The sequence below is a fragment of the Actinoplanes sp. NPDC051411 genome, from assembly GCF_040682075.1.
Lineage (GTDB): Bacteria > Actinomycetota > Actinomycetes > Mycobacteriales > Micromonosporaceae > Actinoplanes.
Genome location: NZ_JBFBAD010000015.1, coordinates 91,832 through 116,798, shown reverse-complemented (window position 1 = coordinate 116,798; position 24,967 = coordinate 91,832). Strand labels below are relative to the sequence as shown.

Annotated in this window: 33 protein-coding genes; 19 read left to right on the top strand and 14 right to left on the bottom strand. The window is 70.6% G+C overall.

Annotation, left to right across the window (positions count from 1 at the left end; genetic code table 11):
- Positions 1-138 precede the first annotated feature (138 nt).
- From AB0M88_RS11435 to AB0M88_RS11410, 6 genes are all read left to right on the top strand, one after another.
- Entirely contained in the window at positions 139-594 is a 456-nt protein-coding gene (locus AB0M88_RS11435) for a discoidin domain-containing protein (RefSeq protein WP_364099095.1), read from the top strand.
- A gap of 162 nt (positions 595-756) precedes the next feature.
- On the top strand, positions 757-1,335 hold the full coding sequence (locus AB0M88_RS11430; RefSeq protein WP_364099062.1) for a GAF domain-containing protein: 579 nt from the start codon (positions 757-759) through the stop codon (positions 1,333-1,335).
- Positions 1,336-1,369: 34 nt separating this feature from the next.
- Positions 1,370-2,287 carry a diacylglycerol kinase family protein gene (locus tag AB0M88_RS11425; RefSeq protein WP_364099059.1) on the top strand — a complete coding sequence of 306 codons (918 nt, stop codon included), beginning with the start codon at positions 1,370-1,372 and terminating at the stop codon, positions 2,285-2,287.
- Between the two features lie 17 nt (positions 2,288-2,304).
- On the top strand, positions 2,305-2,640 hold the full coding sequence (locus tag AB0M88_RS11420) for a PadR family transcriptional regulator (RefSeq protein ID WP_364099057.1): 336 nt from the start codon (positions 2,305-2,307) through the stop codon (positions 2,638-2,640).
- Entirely contained in the window at positions 2,637-3,452 is an 816-nt protein-coding gene (locus tag AB0M88_RS11415; protein WP_364099055.1) for an ATP-binding cassette domain-containing protein, read from the top strand. The genes AB0M88_RS11420 and AB0M88_RS11415 overlap by 4 nt, the downstream gene beginning before the upstream one ends.
- On the top strand, positions 3,449-4,123 hold the full coding sequence (locus AB0M88_RS11410) for a hypothetical protein (protein WP_364099053.1): 675 nt from the start codon (positions 3,449-3,451) through the stop codon (positions 4,121-4,123). Before AB0M88_RS11415 ends, AB0M88_RS11410 begins: the two co-directional genes overlap by 4 nt.
- On the opposite strand, the gene AB0M88_RS11405 is transcribed toward AB0M88_RS11410, so the two are convergent.
- Both AB0M88_RS11405 and AB0M88_RS11400 read right to left on the bottom strand, forming a co-directional pair.
- Entirely contained in the window at positions 4,120-5,064 is a 945-nt protein-coding gene (locus AB0M88_RS11405; RefSeq protein ID WP_364099050.1) for an SEC-C domain-containing protein, read from the bottom strand. The two genes, AB0M88_RS11410 and AB0M88_RS11405, sit on opposite strands and share 4 nt — an antisense overlap.
- Before the next feature lie 59 nt (positions 5,065-5,123).
- On the bottom strand, positions 5,124-5,660 hold the full coding sequence (locus AB0M88_RS11400) for a hypothetical protein (RefSeq protein ID WP_364099047.1): 537 nt from the start codon (positions 5,658-5,660) through the stop codon (positions 5,124-5,126).
- A gap of 267 nt (positions 5,661-5,927) precedes the next feature.
- Here AB0M88_RS11400 and AB0M88_RS11395 point away from each other — a divergent pair, with 267 nt between their 5' ends.
- Both AB0M88_RS11395 and AB0M88_RS11390 read left to right on the top strand, forming a co-directional pair.
- Positions 5,928-6,281, top strand: a complete 354-nt coding sequence (locus AB0M88_RS11395) for a metalloregulator ArsR/SmtB family transcription factor (RefSeq protein ID WP_364099044.1) — start codon at positions 5,928-5,930, stop codon at positions 6,279-6,281.
- On the top strand, positions 6,278-6,757 hold the full coding sequence (locus AB0M88_RS11390) for an SRPBCC family protein (protein WP_364099041.1): 480 nt from the start codon (positions 6,278-6,280) through the stop codon (positions 6,755-6,757). The genes AB0M88_RS11395 and AB0M88_RS11390 overlap by 4 nt, the downstream gene beginning before the upstream one ends.
- 814 nt (positions 6,758-7,571) lie before the next feature.
- Here the strand turns inward: AB0M88_RS11390 and AB0M88_RS11385 are convergent.
- Positions 7,572-8,588 (bottom strand): MBL fold metallo-hydrolase, encoded by a 1,017-nt coding sequence (locus AB0M88_RS11385; protein ID WP_364099092.1) that lies wholly within the window; start codon positions 8,586-8,588, stop codon positions 7,572-7,574.
- Between the two features lie 214 nt (positions 8,589-8,802).
- On the opposite strand from AB0M88_RS11385, the gene AB0M88_RS11380 reads away from it, so the two are divergent.
- Both AB0M88_RS11380 and dgt read left to right on the top strand, forming a co-directional pair.
- Positions 8,803-9,342: a hypothetical protein gene (locus AB0M88_RS11380; protein ID WP_364099089.1), complete on the top strand. Its 540-nt coding sequence runs from the start codon at positions 8,803-8,805 to the stop codon at positions 9,340-9,342.
- Between the two features lie 10 nt (positions 9,343-9,352).
- A complete protein-coding gene (gene dgt, locus AB0M88_RS11375) occupies positions 9,353-10,816 on the top strand; it encodes a dGTP triphosphohydrolase (protein WP_364099037.1) in 1,464 nt (487 codons plus the stop codon).
- 31 nt (positions 10,817-10,847) lie between these two features.
- On the opposite strand, the gene AB0M88_RS11370 is transcribed toward dgt, so the two are convergent.
- On the bottom strand, positions 10,848-11,768 hold the full coding sequence (locus AB0M88_RS11370) for a hypothetical protein (RefSeq protein ID WP_364099034.1): 921 nt from the start codon (positions 11,766-11,768) through the stop codon (positions 10,848-10,850).
- On the opposite strand from AB0M88_RS11370, the gene AB0M88_RS11365 reads away from it, so the two are divergent.
- Entirely contained in the window at positions 11,767-11,916 is a 150-nt protein-coding gene (locus tag AB0M88_RS11365) for a hypothetical protein (RefSeq protein WP_364099031.1), read from the top strand. The genes AB0M88_RS11370 and AB0M88_RS11365 overlap by 2 nt on opposite strands.
- 97 nt (positions 11,917-12,013) lie before the next feature.
- Here AB0M88_RS11365 and AB0M88_RS11360 read toward each other — a convergent pair whose 3' ends face one another.
- Positions 12,014-12,370 (bottom strand): VOC family protein, encoded by a 357-nt coding sequence (locus tag AB0M88_RS11360; RefSeq protein ID WP_364099028.1) that lies wholly within the window; start codon positions 12,368-12,370, stop codon positions 12,014-12,016.
- A 54-nt stretch (positions 12,371-12,424) separates the two neighbouring features.
- Here AB0M88_RS11360 and AB0M88_RS11355 point away from each other — a divergent pair, with 54 nt between their 5' ends.
- The 5 genes from AB0M88_RS11355 (at position 12,425) to AB0M88_RS11335 (ending at position 15,123) form a co-directional block, all read left to right on the top strand.
- Complete coding sequence (locus tag AB0M88_RS11355) at positions 12,425-13,054, top strand: class I SAM-dependent methyltransferase (protein ID WP_364099025.1); 630 nt, start codon at positions 12,425-12,427, stop codon at positions 13,052-13,054.
- A 41-nt stretch (positions 13,055-13,095) separates the two neighbouring features.
- The gene (locus tag AB0M88_RS11350; RefSeq protein ID WP_364099022.1) at positions 13,096-13,290 is read left to right on the top strand and encodes a hypothetical protein; all 195 of its coding nucleotides are present in this window, start codon (positions 13,096-13,098) and stop codon (positions 13,288-13,290) included.
- Between the two features lie 143 nt (positions 13,291-13,433).
- Positions 13,434-14,006: a hypothetical protein gene (locus AB0M88_RS11345; RefSeq protein ID WP_364099019.1), complete on the top strand. Its 573-nt coding sequence runs from the start codon at positions 13,434-13,436 to the stop codon at positions 14,004-14,006.
- Positions 14,007-14,035: 29 nt separating this feature from the next.
- The gene (locus AB0M88_RS11340) at positions 14,036-14,758 is read left to right on the top strand and encodes a HipA family kinase (RefSeq protein ID WP_364099016.1); all 723 of its coding nucleotides are present in this window, start codon (positions 14,036-14,038) and stop codon (positions 14,756-14,758) included.
- The gene (locus tag AB0M88_RS11335) at positions 14,755-15,123 is read left to right on the top strand and encodes a DUF3037 domain-containing protein (protein ID WP_364099013.1); all 369 of its coding nucleotides are present in this window, start codon (positions 14,755-14,757) and stop codon (positions 15,121-15,123) included. Before AB0M88_RS11340 ends, AB0M88_RS11335 begins: the two co-directional genes overlap by 4 nt.
- An 18-nt stretch (positions 15,124-15,141) precedes the next feature.
- On the opposite strand, the gene AB0M88_RS11330 is transcribed toward AB0M88_RS11335, so the two are convergent.
- Positions 15,142-15,582 (bottom strand): GNAT family N-acetyltransferase, encoded by a 441-nt coding sequence (locus tag AB0M88_RS11330; RefSeq protein WP_364099010.1) that lies wholly within the window; start codon positions 15,580-15,582, stop codon positions 15,142-15,144.
- Between the two features lie 241 nt (positions 15,583-15,823).
- Here AB0M88_RS11330 and AB0M88_RS11325 point away from each other — a divergent pair, with 241 nt between their 5' ends.
- The gene (locus AB0M88_RS11325; protein WP_364099007.1) at positions 15,824-16,390 is read left to right on the top strand and encodes an aldo/keto reductase; all 567 of its coding nucleotides are present in this window, start codon (positions 15,824-15,826) and stop codon (positions 16,388-16,390) included.
- Positions 16,391-16,398: 8 nt separating this feature from the next.
- Here AB0M88_RS11325 and AB0M88_RS11320 read toward each other — a convergent pair whose 3' ends face one another.
- The 3 genes from AB0M88_RS11320 to AB0M88_RS11310 all read right to left on the bottom strand — a co-directional run bounded on the left by AB0M88_RS11320 (position 16,399) and on the right by AB0M88_RS11310 (position 19,511).
- Positions 16,399-16,797: a GNAT family N-acetyltransferase gene (locus AB0M88_RS11320; RefSeq protein ID WP_364099086.1), complete on the bottom strand. Its 399-nt coding sequence runs from the start codon at positions 16,795-16,797 to the stop codon at positions 16,399-16,401.
- Positions 16,798-16,835: 38 nt separating this feature from the next.
- Positions 16,836-18,338: an alpha/beta hydrolase gene (locus tag AB0M88_RS11315; RefSeq protein WP_364099083.1), complete on the bottom strand. Its 1,503-nt coding sequence runs from the start codon at positions 18,336-18,338 to the stop codon at positions 16,836-16,838.
- Positions 18,339-18,443: 105 nt separating this feature from the next.
- The gene (locus tag AB0M88_RS11310) at positions 18,444-19,511 is read right to left on the bottom strand and encodes an ATP-dependent DNA ligase (RefSeq protein ID WP_364099004.1); all 1,068 of its coding nucleotides are present in this window, start codon (positions 19,509-19,511) and stop codon (positions 18,444-18,446) included.
- Between the two features lie 233 nt (positions 19,512-19,744).
- Here AB0M88_RS11310 and AB0M88_RS11305 point away from each other — a divergent pair, with 233 nt between their 5' ends.
- Positions 19,745-20,470, top strand: coding sequence for a hypothetical protein (locus tag AB0M88_RS11305; protein WP_364099001.1), 726 nt, complete (start codon positions 19,745-19,747; stop codon positions 20,468-20,470).
- Positions 20,471-20,555: 85 nt separating this feature from the next.
- Here the strand turns inward: AB0M88_RS11305 and ligD are convergent, their stop codons facing one another.
- From ligD to AB0M88_RS11290, 3 genes are all read right to left on the bottom strand, one after another.
- Positions 20,556-21,590, bottom strand: coding sequence for a non-homologous end-joining DNA ligase (gene ligD, locus AB0M88_RS11300; RefSeq protein ID WP_364098998.1), 1,035 nt, complete (start codon positions 21,588-21,590; stop codon positions 20,556-20,558).
- Positions 21,591-21,657: 67 nt separating this feature from the next.
- Positions 21,658-22,212: an LPXTG cell wall anchor domain-containing protein gene (locus tag AB0M88_RS11295; protein WP_364098995.1), complete on the bottom strand. Its 555-nt coding sequence runs from the start codon at positions 22,210-22,212 to the stop codon at positions 21,658-21,660.
- Between the two features lie 94 nt (positions 22,213-22,306).
- The gene (locus tag AB0M88_RS11290) at positions 22,307-22,804 is read right to left on the bottom strand and encodes a hypothetical protein (protein WP_364098992.1); all 498 of its coding nucleotides are present in this window, start codon (positions 22,802-22,804) and stop codon (positions 22,307-22,309) included.
- A gap of 76 nt (positions 22,805-22,880) precedes the next feature.
- On the opposite strand from AB0M88_RS11290, the gene msrB reads away from it, so the two are divergent.
- Positions 22,881-23,285, top strand: coding sequence for a peptide-methionine (R)-S-oxide reductase MsrB (msrB, locus tag AB0M88_RS11285; protein ID WP_364098989.1), 405 nt, complete (start codon positions 22,881-22,883; stop codon positions 23,283-23,285).
- A gap of 45 nt (positions 23,286-23,330) precedes the next feature.
- Here the strand turns inward: msrB and AB0M88_RS11280 are convergent, their stop codons facing one another.
- The gene (locus tag AB0M88_RS11280) at positions 23,331-24,332 is read right to left on the bottom strand and encodes a glycosyltransferase family 2 protein (protein WP_364098986.1); all 1,002 of its coding nucleotides are present in this window, start codon (positions 24,330-24,332) and stop codon (positions 23,331-23,333) included.
- A gap of 90 nt (positions 24,333-24,422) precedes the next feature.
- A complete protein-coding gene (locus AB0M88_RS11275) occupies positions 24,423-24,929 on the bottom strand; it encodes a dihydrofolate reductase (RefSeq protein ID WP_364098983.1) in 507 nt (168 codons plus the stop codon).
- Positions 24,930-24,967 lie beyond the last annotated feature (38 nt).

The window sequence follows — 24,967 nt, the reverse complement described above, 5'->3', positions numbered from 1 at the left end:
GCGACCCAGGTCGACGCCACCACGTGGGCCAACGCGGTCGACCACCCGTTCTTCATCATCTACGACCTGGCGATGGGCGGCGGCTTCCCGGACGCCTTCGGCGGCGGACCCAACGCGTCGACCGTCTCCGGCGGCCAGATGAACATCGACTGGGTCGCGGTCTACAACAAGGGCCCGGGCGGCGGCGGCACCACGCCTCCCCCGGCCGGGACCAACCTCGCGCAGGGAAAGCCGACGACCGCGTCGTCGACCGAGAACGCGGGGACTCCGGCCTCCGCCGCCACGGACGGCAACACCGGCACGCGGTGGTCGAGCGGGTTCAGCGACCCGCAGTGGCTGCAGGTCGACCTCGGTGCCACCCACACGATCAACCGGGTGGCGCTGAACTGGGAGACCGCCTACGGCAAGGCGTTCCAGATCCAGACGTCGACCAACGGCACCAGCTGGACCACGATCTATTCGACGACCACGGGCACCGGCGGGGTGCAGAACCTCACGGTTTCCGGTTCCGGGCGGTACGTGCGGATGAACGGCACCCAGCGCTCTACTCAGTACGGCTACTCGCTGTGGGAGTTCGGCGTCTACGGCTCCTGACGCGCTAGATCGAGCAGTTTGGTGATGGTCGCTCGTACGGCCGAGCCGCCGGGCGACCATCACCGCGTCCCAGATCGCCTCAGACAGCTTGTGCGACATTCGAGTTCCGGTTCCCCTATGCTCCCGGTGACCACGACCGATCATTTGCGTGAGGGGCCTCCCGTGACCAACAGCAACCCGGTGTCGTCGAACGCCTACGAATACCTGGACAACGTCGGGCCGGAAGAGCAGGCGCGGCTGGCCGCGGTGCGCCGCTACCGGCTGGTCGACCAGCCGGTCGAGGACGCGTACGACCGGATCGCCTTCGTGGCCGGCGCCATCTTCGACACTCCGATCGCGACGGTCTCGCTGGTCGAGCAGGACCGGGTCTGGCTGGCCGCCTGCCAGGGCCTCTCCGGCGTACGCGAGGTGGGCCGCGAGCCCGGACTCTGCGCGTCGGTGATCGCCCAGGACGACGTCTACGTGATCAACAACGCGGCGGTCGACCCCCGTACGCTCGAGCACCCCCTGGTCCGCGGCGAGCTCGGCCTGCGCTTCTACGCCGCCGCGCCGATCCGCACCCACGACGGCTACCGCCTCGGCACCGTCAACGTGATCGACAACCGTCCGCGCGAGGCCAGCCCGCGCCAGCTCAAGGCGCTCGAGCACCTGGCCTCGATGGTCTCCGACGAGCTGGAGCTGCGCCTCATGGTGATCCGCAGCGCGGCCGCCGAGCAGCGCATGCGCGAGACCGTCAGCTGATTACCGTTCGCCCATTCCGGGTAGTGCCGCGGCTATGCATACACCCCGGACCGTCGCCGTCGTGGCCCACAGCCGCAAGACTCTCGACGGCGGGCTCGACGAGCTCCGCCGCCGTCTCTCCGACGAGGGCGTCGACCAGCTCCTCTGGCACGAGGTGCCGAAGAGCCGGAAGGCAGTCAAGCCCCTCCGCAAGGTGATCAAGGACGGGCCCGACCTGCTGGTGGTGTGGGGCGGCGACGGGATGGTGCAGCGTGCCCTCGACATGCTCGCATCGGTCAAGGGCGGCTCGAAGATCCCGCTCGCGATCATCCCGGCCGGCACCGGCAATCTGCTCGCCCACAACCTCGACATTCCGATCTCGCTGGCCGACTCGGTGCACGTGGCGTTCCACGGCCGGCGCCGCCGGATCGACCTGGGCACGCTCGACGGCGAGCACTTCGGGGTGATGGCCGGGGTCGGCTTCGACGGCGCGATGATCAACGATGCCGACCGGAAGATGAAGGACCGGCTGGGCAAACTCGCGTACGTCTGGACCGGCCTGCGGCACGTCGACGGCGAACCGGCCACCGCGAAGATCACAGTGGACGGCACCAAGTGGTTCGACGACGAGGCGAGCTGCGTGCTGATCGGCAACGTGAGCCGGATCAGCGGCGGGATCAAGGCGTTCGACGACGCGAAGCCGGACGACGGCTGGCTCGACGTCGGCGTGGCGACCGCGCAGGGCGCGTTGGAGTGGGCGCGGGCCCTGGGCACGATGGCCGTCGGCCGGTCCGATCACTCGCCCTTCGTGCGGACCACTCGCGCCCGGAAGATCGAGGTTCGATTGGGTACGCCCATGCCCTACGAGCTGGATGGGGGCGGCCGAGCGGAAACCAAACGGTTCACGGCGTCGGTGAAGCCCGGCGCGGTCAAGATCTGCGTGCCGCGGGAAACTAGTCAGGCTGCCTACTAACCAGTTAGCCTGCCTAGGTGACCACACCCCGGCCGTGGCTCCACGGCTTCCTCGACCTCTGCCTGCTCGCCATGCTGCGCGAACGCGCCGACTACGGCTACGGCCTGTCCCAGCGACTCGCCGCCGCCCGGGTCGCCGAGGTGCCCGGCGGCACCCTCTACCCCGCCCTCCTGCGCCTCGAGCAGCAAGGACTCGCCCGTCCCAGCTGGGGGCCGTCCGAGTCCGGCCCCCGCCGCAAGTACTACGCGATCACCCCGGCCGGCCTCGAGGCGCTCGAGTCGCAGGCGGCCGAATGGCAGCGTTTCCGAGACGGGGTCGACTCACTGATCGTGACCTCGGGATCGTCGCGATGAGTGACTGGCCGACGCTCTTCGAGGAGGAGCTCATCCGGCTCGGCCTGCAGCCCGCGCGAGCCCGGCAGCTCAGCGACGAGACCGCGGGACAGGCCGCCGAACAGGCGGCGGCACCGTCCGAAGTGTTCGGTCCGGCCCATCTCTACGCACGGCACCTGGTGGCTGAGCTGAGCGCTCCGCTCACGGTCTCCGGGCGTACGCGTCTGGCCGCCGGACCGGTCCTCCTCAGCCTGACCGGCGTCGGGAAACGCTACCGGCGACAGACCGTGTTCACCGACGTCGAGCTCACCGTGCGGGGCGGCGAGGTGGCGGCGATCGTCGGCGCCAACGGCTGCGGAAAGTCGACGCTTCTGCGCATCTGCGCCGGGCTGACCCGGCCCAGCGCGGGCACCGTACGGCGCACCCGGCGCGTCGGCTTCGTCCCCCAGGACGGCGGAACGGCCGGATGGCTGACCGCCGAGGAACACTTCACGCTGTTCGGGGCGGCCGCCGGCATCGTGCCCCGGCGGGCGCGGTCCACCGGCGTACACCTGGCCACCCGCCTGGCCTGGCGGCCCGCCCCCGCCCAGCGGGCCCAGCAGTTGTCCGGCGGCACCCGGCAGAAGCTCAACCTCGTGCTCGGTGAGCTGCACGCCCCCGACCTGCTGCTGCTCGACGAGCCCTACCAGGGCTTCGACCAGGGCACCTACCTCGACTTCTGGCAGCAGGTCTTCGCCTGGCGCGACGCCGGCCGGGCCGTCGTGGTCGTCACCCACCTGCTCCACGACCTGCAAAACGTCGATCACGTGCTCGACCTGGGGGCCCCTCGATGACGACTCTGGTGGTGGCCACCCTGTCGGCCCGCGAGGTCGGCCGGCGACGAACCGCGCTGGCCCTCGTGATCACACTGCCGTTCTGGTTCTACCTCGTGCGGCGCGACCAGACCGGCCAGTCCGTACGCATGCTGACCCTCGGCATCGGCTGGGCCGTGTCGACGCTGACCCTCTTCGTCGTCAACGCGTCCCGCGGCGTCGACCCGCGGCTGCGCCTCAACGGCGCGCCGGTCACCGGGATCATCGGCGGGCGGCTGGCCGCGATGACCGGGGTGGGGGTCGCGATCGCCCTCGGCTACTGGACGCTGGCCGCGTTCGACCAGACCATGCCGCACCCGTGGGCGGCCGGACTGATGATGCTCGTCACCGCGTTCGTGGCGGCGCCGTTCGGCAGCGTGATCGGCGCGCTGCTGCCCCGCGAGCTCGAAGGCGCGCTGGCGTTGCTGAGCGTCTGCGCCGTACAGATGCTGGCCGACCCGGCGGGCACCGTCGCCAAGCTGATGCCCTTCTGGTCGGCCCGCGAGATCGGCAACTACGCGGTCGACGGCGGCGGCATCGACATCGTGGGACGCGGTCTCGCCCACGCCGCCGCCGTCTGGCTGCTGTGCACGCTTCTTTCCTTCGCGGTCTTCGGTTACCGGCTCCGCCTCGCCCGCTACGAAGAGCCCTAGCGGGAGCGCGGCAGGCAGCACTTCTTGTATTTGTTGCCCGAACCGCACCAGCACAGCCCGTTACGCTCGGGCGGCCAGGAAATCTCCTCACCCGGCTTGTCGGCATAAGCGGCCCGGGTCTTGGGGTCGGTCGGGTCGCCCTGCGCGGTCAGCCCGGCGACCGAGCCCTTGAGGACCGCCCGGCCACTGAGCCGCACCAGGTCCTTCTCGAGCCGGGCGCGGTGCTCGTCGAAGTCCTTGCCGTAGACCTCGGCCAGCGCCGGCCACTGCTCGATCAGCTTGGCGAACTCGGCCTCCGGGAAGAAGACCAGCTCGTCCTGCGGCGTGGCGGCCTGGGCGTTGGCGAGCCGCGTCTCCAGCCGCTCGGCCAGGTTGTCGTGCGCATCGTGCTGGCGCCCCAGCGCGTGCCGCAGGCGGTGCCTCTGCTGCAGCAGGAAGAAGAGCTGGCCCGCGTCGTCGGCGTCGGCCGGCTCTTTCCGCTCCGCCAACGACGTCGTGACCGCGCCGGTCAGCCACTCCTCGGCCACATCGGGCCGGCCGCCCGCGGCCAGAGCCGCCGTGATGTAGGCGGCCGCGTCCGGGTATTCGGTGAGGGTCGGCCGCAGCGGCTCCAGCACGGCCATGGCCTCGTCGTTGCGCCCGACCCGGAACAGGATCCGCGCCCACAACGCCTTCGCGGCGGCGACCTTGTTGTCCGCCCGCTCCCCGAACGCCTCGACGGCCTGCTCGACATATTTCAGCGCGGAGTCCAGCTTGGTGCGGCTCTCCGCGATCTCCGCGGCCAGCGCCAGGGCGAAGCCCACGTCCCCGGGGTCGGTCAGCCGCCCGGCCTGGGCGGCGTCGGCCAACTCGGCCGCCACTCCCAGCGGGTCGGCGGCCCCGAGCGCGGACTGCCGGATCTCTTCAAGGTCTGCGCTGCTCAGCTCAGTCTTCGTCGACACCCCGTCACGCTACTGCCCCCGACCCACCGATGAGTGTTGATCTGCGTCTCACTCGCCGGTCAGAGGCCGCGCTTGCGGTTCCAGTCGTAGACGTACCAGGCGTACAGGATGTTGCCGAGGCCGGCGGTCAGGAACAGCAGCACCACGTGAACCACGAACGAGTTCCGCTTGCGCCGTCCGTACCCCCCGGCCGCGGCCACCGCGGTGGCCGAGTTGTGGATCACGATCTGGGGAGCGGAAACGGCCGTGGCGGGATAGCCGTATTGCATCGGGGGCCCAGCGGGCGCCGCATATTGCGGGCCCGGATATTGGCCCGGCGGCGCGGAGTATTGCTGACCCGGGTATTGCGCCTGCGGCGGGTAGGGCTGCCCGGGGTGGGGCTGTCCCGGGTATTGCCCCTGCGACGGGTAGGGCTGCCCGGGGTGGGGCTGACCCGGGTATTGCCCCTGCGACGGGTAGGGCTGCCCGGCGTAGGGCTGACCCGGGTATTGCCCCTGCGACGGGTAGGGCTGCCCGGCGTAGGGCGGACCGGGGTATTGGGGCTGCGGCGAATGCGGCTGGGCCGAGAATTGGTCGGGCGGCGGGAGTGGCGGCACCGCGCCATAGGCACCGGGGATCTGCGGATCATTCGATTCGGCGGAAATCGGGCCGGCCAATGCCGTCCTCCTGGTTCATCGCGGACGGAGTCCCCGGAAGGCTAGTTGATCATTTCGGCCCGGTCACTGGCCCTCATGGACGGTGCCCGGCTCACCGACGGGTGCCGATTCGGGTCATGCCCCTCATTGCCCCCGGAAGGGACAAGCCGCCTTGGCAAACGGCTGAGGCGTTGCCGAAAGCGTAACCTAGTGGTTACGCTTCCGGGCGTGGACGAGGTGGCGGGGGCGATCGCCGACCCGGTGCGGCGGGAGATCCTGCTGATGTTGCGCGACGAACCGTTGACGGCCGGGCAGATCGCCGGGCGGTTCGAGATCAGCCGGCCCGCGATCAGCCGCCACCTGCGCGTGCTGCGCGAAGCCGGCCTCGTGCGCGACGAGGCCGACGGGCGCCGCCGGGTCTACACGCTGGTCACCGCGCCGCTCGACGAGCTGACCGACTGGCTCGGGCAGCTGACCCGCCCGTCCGGCTGGCAGCACCACTTCGACGCGCTCGAGACCGAGGTCTACCGCACCCGCCGCGAACACCTTCACCGCGATCAAACCCGTAAGGAGACCGCATGAGCCCCACCCCGACCGGCCGGCTGTTCGGCAACGACCTGGTGCTGACCCGCACGTTCCGCGCCCCGATCGACGACGTCTGGGCCGGCCTCACCGAGCCCGAACGCACGGCCCGCTGGTTCGGCCCGTGGCAGGGCGACGCGGCACCCGGCCGTCCGATCAAGGTCCAGATGGTCCATGAGGAGGGGCAGCCCTGGATGGACATGACGATCGACGCCTGCGAGCCGCCCCGCCGGCTGGCCATCTCGGCCGGCGACGAGAACGACCGCTGGCTGCTGGAGGTGGAGCTGGCCGAGACCAGCGGGGTGACCGAGCTGCGGTTCACCCAGCACTTGAGCACCACCGACGCGGTCGGCGAGGTCGGGCCCGGCTGGGAGTACTACCTGGACTGCCTGGTCGCCGCCCGCGACGAGCAGCCGCTGCCCGATTTCAACGACTACTACCCGGCGCAGAAGGAGCACTTCGAGTCTCAGCGGTAGGGCCGGCCCGCGGTGCGAAGCCGACCGCGGCGTGCAGCCTCGCCCGGTCGGCACCGGCCGCCGCGTGCACCGCGCTGCCCTCGCTGAGCGTCATGACGTAACGGGCCGGCGCCGCAGTGTCGGTGCCGGCGGGCAGGTCGCCCTCGTGGACCGTCCCGGGCCAGGCGGTCGGCCAGCGCCTGCTCGCCACCCGGCCGGCAGGAGGCGAGGAGCTGGGCCGCGCGTCCGCCGTCGCTGCCGCACGACACGCCGCCCTGGACGGAGAGGCAGCCGGCGGGTCGCCGCCCGTCGCCTGGCCACCGAGAGAGCGCCGTCTTCGTCACCGGGCGACGGCGCGACGCCCTCGACGCCGCGGTAGCCCAAATCGGGCAATGGCCGAGATCGGAGCGGCCGCCAGGACCGGAACGGCGGCCAGGACCGGAGCAGCCGCCAGAATCGCGGCCGATGTCGCCGACCTGGAGGACGTCAGCCGGGTCGCGGCCGCCGTCCGGGAGCGGGGTGCCGGGCTCGGTCTCCTGCTCGCCGACGCCGGCATCGCCGGGGCGGCCCGGCCTCCGGGGGCGTCGCGCCGGACGAGCAGGCCGCGACGCAGATGCTCAAGGGTCTCGCCGCGAGTGTTCCGATGAACCGGCTGGGACGCCCAGGGGCCGTCGTCGTTGCCCGGTGCGGCGACCGGGTTCGGAGCGCGACCACTCACTCAGGTCGCCCGGTCGGGGTGAGCGTTCTGGGCGCGCCAGCGCCCTGCTCGCCCCGGCCGGGCCCTCGGCGTGAGCGACGGTCCGTCACCCACCACCCCGATGCGACATCCTGATTTTTAAGCGATCTGTTGCCACCAGCCGTCGACCGCCGGCGGGTTGTCGACGTCGACGCGCTCGCCCGGTCGCGGGATGGCCAGGCGCACGTCGCGGGCTTTGGCTTCGCGCCAGGTGCGGTCGGCCGGTTCGGACCAGTCGTGCAGGGCCAGGTTGAAGGTGGCCCAGTGGACCGGGATCATCAGGCCGCCGCGGACGTCGACGTGGGTGGCGACGCCGTCTTCCGGGAGCATGTGGATGTCGGGCCACGCGTCGCCGTAGGCGCCGACCTGCACGAGGGTGACGTCGAACGGGCCGTGGCGTTCGCCGATCTCGGCGAAGCCGGGGAAATAGCCGGTGTCGCCGGAGTAGAAGACCTTGCGGGTCGGGCCGTTGATCACCCAGCTGGTCCAGAGGGTCTCGTCGCGGGTGAAGCCGCGGCCGGAGAAGTGGCGGGCCGGGGTGGCGATGAAGCCGAGGCCCGCGACGTGGTGGGTCTCGTCCCAGTCGAGCTCGACGATGCGGGTGGCCGGGACGCCCCAGCGCTCGAGGTGGGCGCCGACGCCCAGCGGGACCAGGAACGGGGCCGCCTGCAGGTCGACCAGGTTTTGGATGGTCTCCATGTCGAGGTGGTCGTAGTGGTCGTGGGAGATCAGGACCGCGTCGAGGGGCGGGAGTTCGCGCAGGGGCACCGGGGGCTCGTGCAGGCGCTTGGGTCCGCCGAGGCGGGAGGGGGAGCAGCGTTCGCTCCACACCGGGTCGAGCAGCACCCGCTTGCCCTCGATCTCGACCAGGGCCGACGAGTGGCCGAACCAGGTGACGTGCAGACCCTCGGCGTCGGTGCCGGCGGGCGGGGTGACGACCGGGATCGGCTGGTGCGGGTGGCGGGCGTCGCGGCCGGTCATCGCGGCCACCGCCATGCCGGGTATCGAGGCGGCCGGGATCTCGCTCGCGGGAACCGTGTTGCGGAACTTGCCGGCTGAGTATTGCGGGGACGCCTGCATCCTCGCCAGACGCTCACCTTTCGCCTTGGCGCCCATCTGGCGGGGGATGTCCTTGCCGACCCACACCGCCGCCGCGCCGAGGGCCAGCGCGATCAAAGATCCCTTACGTCCTCGCTTCGCCATTCCGCCATTGTTCAGGGCTCGGCCATCTCTTGCCACCGAGGTGCTGAGGATCTCCACAGATTCGCGTGGTTGTGCCACACTGCGGGCCGTGACGGTCCAGACACTGCAGACCCAGCAGCAACTCATCATGCGCCAGCGAGTTCGCCTGATGGTCAACCAATATGAAGTGCACGCGGTCAGCCCCGACGGCAGCGAGGCGGGCATGCTCGCTTTCGCCCAGCAGAAGCGGCTGGCGTTCAAGGAACAGGTCACCCTCTACACCGACGACACCAAGCAGACTCCGGTTCTCGGCTTCAAGGCCCGCCAGGTGCTCGACCTCGGCGCGACCTATGACGTCTTCGACGCGGCCGGCACGCCGGTCGGGCTGTTCCGGAAGAGTTTCGGTGCGTCCCTGCTGCGCTCGACGTGGCAGCTGGAGCAGCCCGGCTACGGCGAGATGACCGGGCAGGAGCGCAGCCTGGTGGTCGCGCTGCTGCGCCGGTTCGTCGACTGGCTGTCGTGGCTGCCCTACCACTTCGAGTTCGTGATCGGGGACCGCCCGGCGTTCTCGGTGGTCAAGAAGTGGGGCCTCCGGGACCGCTACGTGGTGACGATCCACGACCCCCAGTTGGATCGGCGCCTCGTCGTGGCCATGGCCGTCGCTTTGGACGCGCTGCAGTCCCGGTAACGTCTGGGGGATGGACGATCCGCGTGCTCAACGGCTCTTCGGCTCTTCGCTGATCGCGCCGGGCGATCTGGCCGGCAGCCCCTTTCGCGTCGACCGCGACCGGATCGTCAGTTCCCCGTTCTTCGCTCGACTGGCCGGCGTCACCCAGGTGATCAGCCCGGGTGGCGCCGGCCTTCTCGTGCACAACCGGATGACCCATTCGCTGAAGGTCGCGCAGGTGGCTCGGGCGATCGCCGAGCGCGTGGTGAATTTATCCGACTTGTCGGAGAAGCTGGGCGGCTGCGACCCCGACGTGGTTGAAGCCGCGGCTCTCGCCCACGACCTCGGGCACCCGCCCTTCGGGCACCTGGGCGAGCGCGTTCTCGATCATCTGGCGCGCCAGCGACTGAAGCTGCGCGACGGATTCGAGGGCAACGCCCAGTCATACCGCATCGTCACCAGCACCGAGATCCGCGGACAGGCCACGATCGGGCTCAACCTGACCAACGCGGTCCGGGCGGCGATCCTCAAATACCCGTGGACCCGCCGCGGCTACCCCGAGCCGCACCCCCGCTTCATGGATCCGACCCCGCGAGGCGCCGCCGCCCCGCCCGACGACCCGGACGGCGGCTCGATGAAGTTCGGCGCCTACTCGACCGAGGTCGACGACATGATCGCGGCCCGGGCACCGTTCACCGGCCGGGTCGCCGACTGGCAGCAGACCGTCGAAGCCTCGATCATGGACACGGCCGACGACATCGCCTACGCCATCCACGACCTCGAGGACGTGCACCGGGTCGGCGTCCTCCAGCAGGGATCGGTCGCCGCCGAGCTGATGGCCTGGCAGCGCTGGGGCCCCGACACCGACCTCGGCCGAGCCGGCGGCGCCATCGAATCGCTGCGCCGCCAGCTCCACCGCAAGGACGCCTGGATGGTCAACGACGAGGCCTTCGCGGCGGCGGTCGAACTCGTCCGCGCCGAGCTGGTCGACGGCCTGCTGGCCCGCCCGTTCGACGGCTCGCTCGAATCGGAGGCCCGGGTCGCCGCCTTCTCCGCCACCTGGACCCAGCGGCTCGTCGAGTCGATCGAGGTCACCGGCCAGCCCGCGATCCGCTCCGGCCACGTCCAGCTGGCCACCGCCCAGTGGCACGAGGTGCAGGTCCTCAAGTTCATCCAGAACAAGTTCGTCCTCGCCCGCCCCGACCTGGCCCTGCACCAGCGCGGCCAGGGCCGCCTGCTGGCGTCGCTGGTCGAGGCGCTGCTGGAGTGGCTGACCGACCCCGACGAGGAGGAGCGCATCCCCCGCCGGCTGGCCGATCTGGTCGAGCTGGCCGAGGCCGAACTCGCCGACGACACGCCCGAGCGCATCACCCGGGCCCGCGGCCGCGCGGTGATCGACTTCGTGGCCGGCCTGACCGACAACCAGGCGGTCGCGTTGATGGAGGCCCTGTCGGGCCGGTCGCGCCAGCTGTGGACGGACGCTTTCGTGCTTTGAAATCGGCTTCACACCGGTCGGCGCGGCATGGTCACGGGGCGGCCGCGGCGACCAGCTCCTGATAGGCGGCGACGCCGTCCGGGTCGGTGGCCGCGTCCAGGTACCAGTTGTCGAGCTGCCAGTAGCAGACGATGTGGAAGTTGTGGCCGGTCAGCCACGTACGGGAAGCGCGGATCGCCGGGCCCCGAGAGGCCCGGGTGCCCTGATCGTCGTCGATGCCCCATTCCGGCAGCGTCAGCGGCTTGCCGAGGCCGCTGACCGCGTTGTACCACCGGATCATCCGCGGGTCACTGCCGACGCTGACCGGGTCGTCGGGTTCGCTGCCCCGGGTGCTGGCCTGCCAGTACAGGTCGAGTCCGTAGGCGTCGGCGTACGCGGCCGGCACGAGCCAGTCCCGCACCTCGTTGTCACCGCCGGTGCCGTTGTTGGTGACGTGGGTCGAGCCGGACCGCCACTGGTAGGACATGTAGATCGGCACCACGTCGACCGCCGGGTTGGCCGTCTTGGCCACGGCATAGACGTGCTCGAACGCCGCCACGAACTGCACGCCGGTCATGTCGTTCTCGGGCTCGTGGTTGTAGGTCAGGTAGCTGCCGGCCGGCATCGCCGCCGCGATGTTCTGGATCTCGGTGTCACACCCGCCGGCGGCCACCGCGGCCGGCGTGCACGTGGTCTTGAATGAATACCAGAGCGTCGCGCCGTACGTGCTCTGGCAGGTGAGAGCGTCGGCGGGCGGCAACTGCCCGGCCGAGGCGAAAACCCGGCGGATGCCCAGGTCGCCGAGATGGGTCCGTTCGTCGAGGAAGCCGGCACAGGTGTTCCCACTGCCCACGGTGTCGGACACCGATGTCGTCGCACCGACCGCCAGCGTGGGCAACCCGGCCCGGGCCGGCGCGGGCCCGACCGCCACGACGAGCACAACCGCGAAGACGACCACGAGAGAGCGACGCATGCCCGGAACGTATGCCAGGCCATCGATAGATCGCCATACGGCAATCTTTCGCGTGGCGCATCACGACTCTTGGCATTCGGGGAACATGCTGGTCGAGGTGCTGCTCGATATCGTCGCCGCGCTGGGCCACATCTTTCCGCTCGGCTGAGCGGTCCGGTGTGGACTGAGCGGTGGGCTTGGGCTTTCCGCGTACGCCCGGAGCGGCCGAGCCCAAAGGGCGAGTTGACCGGGTTTTGGGGCCTGTCCTAGTTGAGGCAAAGGCAGAACGGGTGGCCGGCCGGGTCGAGAAAGACGCGGAAGGTCGTGCCCGGCTGGTGCGGGTGTTTCGTCGCGCCGAGCTCGAGCACCGCTTTCTCGCCGGCGTCGAGGTCGGCGACGTTCACGTCGAGGTGCATCTGCTGGGGATGCTCCTGGCCCGGCCACTCCGGCGCCCGGAAGTCGCCGACCTGCTGGAATGAGATGCAGTTGCCGTTCTCGGCCCGGATGTCGGCCCAGCCGTCGGAGGTTTCGATCTTCCAGTCGAGCATCGTGCCGTAAAAGTTCGCCAGCGCGGCCGCGTCGGGGCAGTCCATGACGAAAGCGGGGTATTGAGCGATAGCCATGGCGTCATGCTAGGAGCGGTTCCGGACGTTCCGCGTCCGGATAAGATCGGGATTGTGCTGCTCGACGACCCGGCCCTGCACGAATCCTCGGTGGTCGCCAACAACGCGATGAACCGGGAGCGCCGGCTCAGCAGCTATGCGCGGGAGCTCGGCTTCGACCCGCTCGACCGGATCGGCAGCGGGTGGCTCGACCTGTGTTGCGGCAGCGGGTCCGCCTTGATCGAGGCCGCCGCTCGCCGCCCGGGCGCCCGACTGGTCGGAGTCGACCTGGTCGACGCGTTCGCGACCGGTCCGGGGCCGACCCTGATCGCGGAGCCCGTCGAGACGTGGACGCCGGCCCATTCCTTCGACCTGGTCACGTGCGTGCACGGGCTGCACTACGTCGGCGACAAGCTGGGCGTGCTCGCGCGGGTGCTGCGCTGGCTGACACCGGCCGGGATGTTCGTCGCCGACCTCGATCTCACGAGCGTCCGGCTCCCGGACGGCCGCCCGGCCGGACGCCGCCTGACCGCGCTGCTCCGCGCCGCCGGCTTGACCTATGACGCCCGCCGCCACCGGATCAGCTGCACCGGGCCGCGCGACCTCGACCTGCCCTACGCCTACCTCGGGGCCGACGACCGCGCCGGAGCGAACTACACCGGCCAGGCCGCTGTTCACTCCCACTACCGGCCGGTCCGAACATGAAAGCGGCAACCTGGGCGCGAGACCGGTCCTAGCCTCGAAAGATGGACTATCAGGTAGCGATCACCTGCGAACAGTTGGCCGAGTGGTCCGTCCGGGCGCGCGGCCTCGCCGACGCCCATCACGGCCACGCCACCGCCGGGCCCCTCAAGGCCCTGGCCGACGAGATGCACGACCTGGTGCCGGAGGAGTGGTGGGCCGCCCAGCCCCAGCCATTGGACAACCGCGTCCGTAACTGAACCGGGCCCCGCATCCTTTCCGGGTGCGGGGCCGCTCTCTGCCCACGGTTGGCTTGGCGTGGCTTTTCTTCTTGCGGCGAACAACCCTGGCCGAAGTCGTCGCAACGGCGTAATCATGTAATCAAGTAATCCTCTGGGAGGTCATGATGCGCTACCGTCCCACTCCGCCCGGCGCCCGCAACGAGCCGCCACCCGCCGACGACGCGCCCGCCTGGGTCACCGGGGCCGTCCCCGACGGCTGGTTCAGCGAGCGGCCCGAGGTCGTGATCGACCGCGACGAGATCATCATCTGGGGCCGGCTGCCCGAGCCTTCGCTCGGCGACGACGCCACCGAGGCCGACCGGGCCGCCGCCCAGGCCGGACGGATCAACCAGTTCCGGGAGGACACCCGGGACGACCGGATCCGGGTCGCCCGCCAGATCGAGCACCGCTACCAGCGCAAGGTCGCCTGGGGCCTGCGCTGCGGCGACACCAGCGAACTGTTCACCCACCTCGCCGCGCCGGTGATGACCCGGCTGCGGCAGCCCGAACGGCAGGTCCTCGACACGCTGGTCGACGCCGGCGTGGCCCGCTCCCGCTCCGAGGCGCTCGCGTGGTGCGTCCGCCTGGTCGGCGAGCACACCGAGGACTGGCTGGCCGACCTCCGGTCCGCGATGACCAAGGTCGACGAGCTCCGCCGCCAGGGCCCCGACACCACCCCCAACGCCGGGGAGTAGGCCGCGGGCCGCACAGTAGGGTGATCGGCGTGCTGCGTCAGGTCACCGCCATCCGCTACGTCACACCCCTTCGCGAGGGCGGCTCGTTGCCCGGCGTCGTCGAGGCCGACGACGAGGGGACGTACGTGGTGAAGTTCCGTGGGGCCGGCCAGGGCCCCAAAGCCCTGGTCGCCGAGGTGATCTCGGGCGAGTTGGGCCGGCGGCTCGGGCTGCCGGTCCCCGACCTCACCGAGATCCACCTCGACCCGATCGTCGCCCGCGCCGAGCCCGACGAGGAAGTCCAGGAGCTCATCAAGGCCAGTGCGGGCTCCAACCTGGGCATGGACTTCCTGCCCGGTGCGCTCGGCTACGACCCGGTCGCGCACCCGGTCGACGCCGCGCTGGCGTCCCGCGTCATCGCCTTCGACGCGTTCGTGGAAAACGTCGACCGCAGCTGGCGCAACCCCAACCTCCTGATGTGGCACGACCGGCTGTGGATGATCGACCACGGCGCGACCCTGTATTTCCACCACAACTGGGCCCGGGCCGCCGGCGTCGTGCACCGGGCCTACAAGTGGGACGATCACGTGCTCCGCCCGTACGCGAAAGCTCTGCCCACCGAGGGCCCGCAGCTCGCCGCCCAGCTGACCCCCGCCCTGCTGGCCGAGGTCATCGACCTCGTCCCGGCCGAATGGCTCGACGACGGCGACCGCGACGCCTACCTCGCCCATCTGACCGCCCGCGCGGCCGAGCCGGAGGCGTGGCTGCCGTGAGGATCCCCTACGAGTACGCGGTGATCCAGGCCGTCCCCCGCATCGAGCGCGGCGAGCTGATCAACGTCGGCGTCATGCTCTATTCGCAGGCCCGCGACTTCCTGGCCGCCCGCACCCATCTGCACGAGGACCGGCTGCACGCCCTCGACCCGAACGCCGACGCCGCCGCCCTGCGCACCGCCCTCTCGTCGTGGGAGGCCACGTGCCGGGGTGCGGGCGCGGCGGCCGACATGCGCCCGGGCGAACGCTTCCGCTGGCTGGTCGCGCCCCGCAGCACCGTGCTCCGCGCCGGCCCGGTGCACATGGGCCTGGCCGCCGAACCGAGCGCCGAGCTGGACCGACTGGTAGCCCTGCTCGTCCACTGAGAGCCGACTCCCGGCCGGTCAGTTCATGTCGGCCACGAACCGGTAGACCTTCGAGTCGCGCGTCCGGAAGCCCAGTCGCTCGTAGAGCCGGTTGGCCGCCTCGCGGGACGGGCGGGAGGTCAGGTCGACCGTACGCGCCCCGGCCTCCCGGGCGAGCCGCACCGCCTCCCGGGTCAGCACCGCTCCGACGCCGTGCCCGCGCGCGGCCTCGTCGACGACGACGTCCTCGATCCACGCGCGCAGGCCGGTCGGAATCGGAAAGGTCACCAGTGTCAGCGTGCCGAGGATCTCGCCGTTCACGCGGGCGACCAGAAGATGGTTGCCGGGCCAGCTCACCAGCTTTTCCAGCACCGACGAGTCGACCGGCTTCGCCGACCGCGACAACTGGGGCAGCAGGCGTCCGAACGCCCGCACCAGCTCGTCATCGACCGACCGCACGACCTCGACGTCGACACTCACGGCGAAACCCTAGCGTCCTCCGCGGGGAAAAGTCGCTCGACCGCCGCGACGGCGGCCGCGCGGCGGGCGGCCAGGAAGGAGTCGCGGTCGGCGGCCGGGCGAGGTCGAACTGGCCGGCCCACGACATCGCGATCTGGTTGACGAACATCAGGATCCTTCTTCGACACCGCCGAGCTGTACGGCTGGGGCGAGAACGAGAAGGTCGTGGGCCGGGCGGTGAAGGGACTTCCGCGACGACATCGTGATCGCCACCAAGTTCGGCTTCACCCGGTCGTACGGTTTCGACAGCCGGCCCGGCCACATCCGCGAGGTCGTCGACAACAGCCTGCGCTACCTGGGCATCGACACGATCGACGTGCTCTATCAGCACCGGGTCGACCCGACCGTGCCGATCGAGGATGTGGCGGGCACGGTCAAGGAGTTCATCGACGCCGGCGCCTATTCGCCGCTCGGCCGTGGCTTCATCACCGGCGCCGCGCGCCCGGCCGAGTCGTTCGACGAGAGCGACATGCGCCGCACCGACCCGCGCTGGCAGCCCGGCAACTACGAGAAGAACCTCGACGCCGTCCGCCGGCTCGGAGAGCTCGCCGCCGCCAAGGACGCGACGGTCGCCCTCGCCTGGCTGCTCACCCGGGGCGACCACGTCGTGCCGATCCCGGGCACGCGCAGCGTCCGCCGGGTCGAGGAGGACGCCGCCGCGGCCGACCTCGAGCTCACCGACAAGGATCTTGCCGCCATCCACGAGATCCTGCCCGACGGCGGTTTCGGGGCCCGCTACCGCGACGCCTCGCTGCCCGACTGGATCTGATCGACTCTCTAGAGGGCGAGCTTCATGCCCTCGTGGCTGGCGACGAAGCCGAGCGACTCGTAGAAGCGATGCGCCTCGGCTCGGCGCTTGTCGGTCGTGAGCTGGGCGACGGCGCAACCGCGGGCTCGGGCGCGGCCCAGCGCGTACGCCATCATGCGCCGGCCGATGCCGGCGCCCCGGAGGTCGGACCGCACCCGGACCGCCTCGATCGTCATGCGTTCGGCGCCGCCCCGGCTGAGGCCGGGGATGAAGGTCAGCTGGCAGGTGCCGACGATCATGCGGCCGGAGATGGCGACGACCAGCTCGTTGCGGGGGTCGGCGTCGATCTCGGCGAAGGCTTCGGACGGCAGCTCGCCGTCGTAGCCGCCGCGGGCCCGGGCGATGTCGTCGTCCGCCAGCAGCGCCATGATCGCGGGGAGGTCGGCGATGACGGCCGTCCGGAAGGTCACTTCGGTGGGCACCGGAGGCCCTCCTGCGGGACCGTCAGGTTGAGCAGGTATCTGTCGACCGCCGAGACGATGCAGGTGGTGTTGGGGTAGGCCGTGTGGCCCTCGCCCTCCCAGGTCAGCACGTGGCCGACGCCGAGCATGCCGGCCAGGTCGGCGGTGTTTTCGTAGGGGGTCGCCGGGTCGCCGGTCGTGCCGACCACGACGATCGGCGGGGCGCCCGTGGCCGCACCGGCCGGGTAGGGGTCGCGCTTGCCGGGCCAGAACGTGCACGGGAGCATGCCGACCGCGAGCGAGCCGCCGAACAGCGGGTATTTCTGGCGCCACTCGCCCTGCAGTTTGCGCACCTCGTCGACCGACGGCGCGGCGTCGGTGTCGGCGCAGTTGACCGCCAGGTTGGCGTCGAACAGGTTGCTGTAGTGGCCGTTGGGGTCGCGCTCGGCGTATTGATCGGCCAGCGTGAAGATGCCTTTGGCGTCGCCCTGCTGCAGGTTGGCGACCGCGTTGGCCAGGGTCCGCCATTCGTTTTCGCTGTAGAGCGACGAGATCACCGCGACGAAGATCCAGCCCGGGGTGGCCTTGCGACCGTCGGCGCCCGGCACCGGGTTTTTCGCGGCCTTGGCGAGCGCGTCGGTGACCGCCTTGTGGGCGTCGGGGGCGATCGGGCAGTCGGCCGGCGTCTTCCTGCACCACGCGGCGAAGTTGGAGAACGCCCGCTCGAAGCCCTTGGCCTGCACCTCGGAGCTCGTGACATAGCTCTGCTTGGGGTCGATCGCGCCGTCCAGCACCATCGCCCGGATCTTGGTCGGGAACAGCTGGGCGTAGGTCGCGCCGAGCAGCGTGCCGTACGAGAAGCCGAGGTAGCTCAGCTTGGGGTCGCCGACCGCGGCCCGCAGCGAGTCCATGTCCTTGGCCGCCTGCTCGGTCGAGAAGAACGGCAGCTCGGAGCCGTATTTCTGGCCGCACTCGGTGGCGATCTTCTTGTTGAGCGCCACATAGGAGTCGAAGTCGGCCTGGCTGACCGGATCGGGCACGGCCGAGAAGCTGGCGTCCTGGTCGCTGTCGCTGATGCACTTGATCGGGTCGGACCGGCCGACGCCGCGCGGGTCGAAGCCGATGATGTCGAACCGGTCGGTGACCTCGGTCGGCAGGCCGCCCAGGGTCTGGCCGAACGACAGGTAGATCGCGGTGTCGATGCCGGAGCCGCCCGGGCCACCCGGGTTGATCAGCAGCGACCCGAGCCGGTCGTGCTGCTTCTTCGACCGCACCCGGATCATCGCGATGTTGAACTTCTGCCCGGCGCCCGGGTTGTTCCAGTCTTCGGGGACCGGCACCGACGTGCAGTCGTATTCCATGCCCGAGGCGCCTTGGCCGACGAGATCTCGGGGAATGTCCGGACACGGCGTCCATTTGGTTGACGACTGCGGGCTTTGCCCGGAGACGGCTCCGCCGCCGGACGGGGCGAACGACGGAACAGTGCAACCGGCCAGCGCGACCACCATCGCGACGGGGAGGGCGACGACCAGTCGGGCGAGACGCGGCACGGGCGGAGCCTTTCGACGACATTGACTCGGCACGAGGCTAGCCGGTCCGCCTGAGTGCCTTCCTCAGCGGCTGGTCAGAACCTCGGCCAGATTGAACTGCACCGGACGTTCGAGCTGGTCGTAGGTGCAGGAGTGCGGATCACGGTCGGGCCGCCACCGCTCGAACTGGGCGGTGTGCCGGAACCGGACGCCCTCCATGTAGTCGTAGCGCACCTCGACCACCCGCTCCGGCCGCAGCGGGATGAACGAGAGATCCTTGCCGTTGTTCCACCGGCTCATCTCGTTCTTGCGCGGGGTGCGCTCGCCGCCCTCGTGGGCCGCCCAGTTCCACGGGTGCCCCTCGAAGGAGGTCACCAGCGGCTGCATCTCCTGGAACAGCTCCTGGCGCACCGCCATCGAGAACGAGCCGATCACTCCGACCGAGGCCAGCACGTCGCGCTCGTCATAGAGCCCCAGCAGCAGCGACCCGATCCGGTCGTCACCCGACTTGTGCAGCCGGTAGCCGGCGACCACGCAGTCGGCCGTCCGCTTGTGCTTGATCTTCGCCATCACCCGCTTGTCGGGCTGATAGGTGAGGTCCTTCCCCTTGGCGATCAGCCCGTCGAGCCCGGCCCCCTCGAACTCGGCGAACCACCTTCTCGCCGTGTCGAGATCCTCGGTCGCCGGCGTGACATAGATCGGCGGTTGTGCGCCTTTCAAAACGTCGACCAGCCGCGCCCGCCGCTCCGCGAACGGCCGCTCGGTCAGATCCTCGTCACCCAGCGCCAGCAGGTCGAACGCCACGAACCCGGCCGGCGTCTGCTCACTGAGCAGCTTGACCCGGCTCGCCGCCGGGTGGATGCGCTGCTGCAGGGCTTCGAAGTCGAGCGTGTTCCGCCCGGTGTCGGCCACGATCACCTCGCCGTCGATGACGGCCCGATCCGGGAAGTTGGCCTTGATCGCCTCGACGACCTCGGGAAAATAGCGCGTCATCGGCTTCTCGTTCCGGCTGCCGATCTCGACCTCGTCACCGTCCCGGAAGATGATCGACCGGAACCCGTCCCACTTGGGCTCATAGACCTGCCCGGCCGGGATCTCGGCGACCGGCTTCGCGAGCATCGGCTTGACCGGCGGATTCAGCGGCAATTCCATCCGCCCAGTCTGCCGCTACTTCGCCTTTTCGGAAGCCCCGCCCACAAAGATCAAGAACCGGATGTCGTAGCGGGGCGGGTGGTGCGGACCGCCGCTCACGCCGAGGGCCCGGCCGGGGCGAGCAGGGCGCTGGCGCGCCCAGACCGCTCACCCCACCCGGGCGACCTGCGTAAATGGTTGCGCCCCAAACCGGGCTCCCGCGAATCCACACGGCAAGCCACTAGGTTGGCGCAGTGTTCACCATCGAGGAGCGCGACTCCATCCGCGACCGGCTCCTGGCCTTGGCCGAGGCCGACTCCGCCATAATCGGCGCCGCCGTCACCGGTTCGCAGGCGGTCGACGGCGGCGATCGCTGGTCGGACATCGACTTGGTGTTCGGCGTCGACGGCCCGCTCGAGGCCACGATGCGCCGCTGGACCGATCTGCTCCACCACGACTTCGCCGCGATCCACCACTGGGACCTGCCGGCCAGCTCGGCGGTCTACCGCGTGTTCCTCCTGCCCAGCGGGCTCGAAGTCGACCTCGCGTTCGGGCCCGCGGCCGAGTTCGGCCCGAACGGCCCAAGTTGGCGGACCGTCTTCGGGCATCCCGCACCCCGGGCGGACGCCCCGTCGCCGAGCCGCCGGGAACTGACCGGCCGGGCCTGGCATCACGCCCTGCACGCGCGCGTGTGCATCCGTCGCCACCGCTGGTGGCAGGCCGAACAGTGGATCAGCGCCCTGCGCGGCGAGATCCTCGCCCTGGCCTGCCTGCGCCTGGGCCACCCGACCGCCTACGCCAAGGGCGCCCACCTGCTCCCGGCCGACGTGACGACACCGCTGACCGCCACGCTGGTCCACGCGCTCAACCAAGCCGAACTGACCCGCGCTCTCAGCGCGGCCACAAGCTCACTGCTCGCGGAACTCACGCTCGTCGACCAGACCCTGGCCGCCCGCCTCGCCCCCGTCCTCACCGACTGACCCGGGCACCCGTGGCCGTGGACGGTCGTGCCGTGGTTCCCCGGGCACACGCCGCCCAGCCTGGGCCGCGACGGGACCGGGAAACTCAGGCTTCGCCGTTGTCCCAGTTGGCCTTGTTCATCTTGCTCGGCTGCACGCGGGGCGGCTCGCCCGGCATCTTCGGGTGGTCGGGCGGATAGGGCATGTCGCCCAGCCCCGCCTTCTCGTCGCGCTCCGACCATTCCAGCAGCGGGGTGATGTCGTGGGCCACGTCGTCGATCGCCGCGTGGGGGTCGCCGATCTTGGCGAAGCGGGCCGGCATCGTGCGCAGGTCGAAGTCGTCCGGCTCGACGTCGGGCAGTTCGTCCCAGGTGACCGGGGCCGACGCCGTGGCGCGGCCGTTGGCCCGCAGTGAATAGGCGCAGGCGATCGTGCGGTCGCGGGCGGTCTGGTTGTAGTCGAGGAACACCTTCTCGCCGCGCTCCTCCTTCCACCACGCGGTGGTGATGTGGTCGGGCCGGCGCCGTTCGACCGCGCGGGCCAGCGCGATCGCCGCCCGCCGCACCTCGACGAACGACCACTGCGGAGCGATGCGGATGTAGACGTGGGCGCCCCGGCCGCCGGAGGTCTTCGGAAAGCCGGCCCAGCCCAGGTCGGACAGCACCTCGCGCACCACCTGGGCGGTGCTGATCACGTCGCTGAAGTGGGTGCCGGGCTGCGGGTCGAGGTCGATGCGCAGTTCGTCGGGGTTGTCGGGGGCGTCGCCGCGGACCGGCCACGGGTGGAAGACGATCGTGCCCATCTGGGCCGCCCAGGCGACGTGGGCGAGGTCGGCCGGGCAGAGCTCCTGGGCCGTACGCATGCTCGGGAACTTGATCGTCGCCGTCTGGATCCAGTCGGGGACGCCGCGGGTGGGGATGCGCTTCTGGAAGAACATCTCGCCTTCGATGCCGTCCGGGAAGCGCTGCAGGGTGGTCGGGCGGCGGCCCAGCGCGCGCATGATGCCGTCGCCGACCGACCGGTAGTAGTCGAAGACGTCGCGCTTGGTGTAGCCCGGGCCCGGGAAGACCATCTTGTCGGGGCTGGTCAGCCGGACCGTGTGCCCGGCGATCTCGATTTCCTCGGCTGCGGCTTTCGGCATGATGCGAACCCTAGCCACAAAGAAGGCCGCCTGGAGGGATCCAGGCGGCCTTTCAGGGCGTACGCGATCAGGCGTTGCGCCGCCGCCGCGTGTACCAGACCGAGGCCGCGCCCGCGGCGAGCATGAGGCCGCCGATCGAGGCGAGGGCACCGGTCGGCGCTCCGGTGACGGGCAGGGCGCTGCCCGCGCTGACTCCGCCGCCGGGCTTGGTGACGGCCGGCGCCGGGGTGGCCGTGCTCGGGCTGACCCCGCCCGGCGGCACCGTGTTGGCGTGGCCGGTCGGCGTCGTGGTGGGCGGCGTGGTGGCCGGCGAGACGCCGCCGTAGCCGCCGTGCCCACGGGTGTGTGTGGTGGCGGGCGAGGTCGTGGTCGGCGTCCCGGTGTGGGCCGGCGCCGGGGCGGTCGTGGTCGGCAGCGTGCCGGCCGGCGTCTCGTTGCCGTAGCCCTGGGCACAGCCGCCCCGGTAGCCGCCGGAGCACGGCGTGGCCATGGCGACCGGGCGGAGGCCCGCCACGTCGGTCGGGGAGGCCATGGCCGGTGCCCCGGAGAAGGCCAGCGCGGCGAGGACGGTCACGCCGGCCGCCGGCAGTCCGGCGGCGATCATCCGGCGAGTGAGGCTCATGAGGAGTATCCGTTCTGTTGCGTCGGTTCCTGGTCCGAGAGGCGAGCTTAGCGTGGATTGCCCGATTTACCCGTTAAGACCGCTCGGCGGGTCATCATCCCGGAAGACCACCGAAACGGTGACTACGCCACAGATGGGACAAAGCGAACATTTTGCTCTCGAAATGGGGATCCGCCGCGAACAACTCGCCGCTGTAGGGGGCCTGAAGTTGCAGGCTCGCCCCCGAGTCCAGATAGACCGAGACGACGGTCCGCGCGCCGCGCCGCTCGGCCCGTACGTCGACGACCCGGTTCCAGGGCGCGATCCCGTCGGCGAAGATCGAGTGGATGCGGATGCCCCCGGCACAGATCTCGGTGCCGGTACGCCGCCCGACCGGTGGCCCGAGCATCGCGCCGACCAGGGGCGGCCCGGCCGCCAGCACCGCCCACACCCACGACGGTGGCGCCGTCACCCCGGTCCAGGTCACCGCGGCCGCCGTGGCCAGGGCCAGCGAGGTGAGGCCGACCAGCGCGATCAGGGCGCCGAGGTAGAGGCCGCGGGCGAGCGCCTGCTGCCAGGTGGGACGGAATGTGGCGGGCGATGCGTCTTCCATAAGGGTCCCAACGGACCCGGCTGTGTCGTTCGCCGCACTCGTCGTCCGTCAGCGCTCATCGACGTACGGTCGTGGTATGGCAAACGAGACCACCCTGCCCACCACCGAGGACGAGTGGCGGGTCCGCCTTTCCCCGGCCGAGTTCCGGGTGCTCCGCCAGGCCGGCACCGAGCCCGCCTGGTCCGGGGAGTACGTCGACACCAAGGCCGAGGGCATGTACAACTGCCGCGCGTGCGGTGCCGCCCTCTACCCGAGTAACGACAAGTTCGACTCGCACTGCGGGTGGCCGTCGTTCGACGACGCGATCCCCGGCGCGATCCGCGAGATCGAGGACAGCAGCCTCGGCATGATCCGCACCGAGATCCGCTGCGCCAACTGCGACTCGCACCTGGGTCACGTCTTCCGCGGTGAGCACATGACCGCCAAGAACACCCGGCACTGCGTGAACAGCCTGTCCATCCGGCTCGACCCGAAGGCCTGAGCCGACCGGGCCCCGAGCGGGACGGAAGTCCCGCCTGGCGGGTCGTTACCGGCGACCCGCCAGTTCCACCGACTCCACCGAGTCGACGATCTGACGCGCCTGCTCGTCCTGGGTGTCCATCGCGACCAGGAACTGCGGCCGGTTCTGGGTCGCGGCATAGATCCGGCCGATGTACTCGCCCAGCAGACCGAGGCAGATCAACTGGACGCCGCCGAGCAGCAGCACGGCGATGTAGAGCGAGGTCCAGCCGGGCACGACCGCGCCGAAGCCCCAGGCGGCCACGCCGGTGATGATCAGCGCCAGGCAGAGCAGGAAGCTGAACAGGCCGAGCCACGTCGCGATACGCAGCGGAGCGGCCGAGAAACTGGTGATGCTGTCCAGCGTCAGCCGGATCATCTTGCTCAGCGGATACTTCGTCTCGCCGGCCACCCGCTCGGCCCGCGTGTAGGCCACCTCGGCGCTCGAGAAGCCGAGCGACGGCACGACCAGGCGATAGACCGGGCGCTGCTCCGGAAGCTCGTTGAGCACGTCGACCACGGCCCGGCTCATCAGCCGGAAGTCGCCCGCGTTGTCGCTGACCCAGGGACCGACCAGGCGGCGCATGAACCAGTAGTACATGCCGGCGGTGTTGCGCTTGAACGCCGTGTCGGTGCTGCGGTCGCCGCGCACGCCGTAGACGACGTCCACCTTCTGCTCCCGGGCGGTGCTCAGCATGTCGCCGATCACCTCGGGCGGGTCCTGCAGGTCGGCGTCGATGCTCACCACGTAGTCGCCGTGGGCGCTGCGCAGCCCGGCCTGCAGCGCGGTCTGGTGGCCCACGTTGCGCCGCAGCGCCACCACGCGGAGCTCGGGCCAGTCCCGCCGCAGCTCGACCAGCCGGGCCACGGTCGCGTCGCGGCTCCCGTCGTCGACCGCGACGACCTCGTACGTCACATCCAGGCCGTCGAGCACCGGGCGGAGGCGACCCACGAAGTGGTCGACCGCTTCGCGCTCGTTGTACATCGGAGTGACGACCGAGAGGGTCACTGATGCGAAGCTCTGCGGCATGTGAGTTCTTTTCCTCCGGCGTCGGACCGCGCCTATTTCCTCATCCTGACCGGGTGAGGATTTACGGCATCGGCCGAGCAAACTAACCGGTCATTTCGGCCCTCGCAGGCTCGAACGGGTGAATTCTTCGATAACGAACCGAGTCCCGCTTCGGGAAGTCTGCCACCCGGAGTCGCTGGTCAGCACCCATTCTGAAGTTAGTTCAGGAGCACGTACCCCGCCATTAACTTCCAGGTCGACTCGCGTACGCAAAATGTGCTCGGCTTTCGGGAGAAAGGCTTCGTAAACGGCGGCGCCGCCGCCGATCCAGATCTCGCCGTCGGCGAGATCGACCTCGTCGGCATCGTGCACGACGATCGCGCCGTCGGCCGACCACCGGCGGTCACGGGTCAGCACCACGTTGCGCCGGCCCTCGAGCGGCCGGAAGCGGGGCGGCAGCGAGTCCCACGTCGCGCGGCCCATCACGACCGTGCCGCCCATCGTGCGGTCGCGGAAGTTGGCCTGGTCTTCCGGGAGGCGCCACGGGATCGTGCCGCCGGCTCCGATCACCCGGTCGTGCGCCTCGGCCCAGATCATGTGCACGGTCACCCTGAGCACCCGGGCATGCAAGTCTGGCCCTCGCCTGCGAGGCCGTC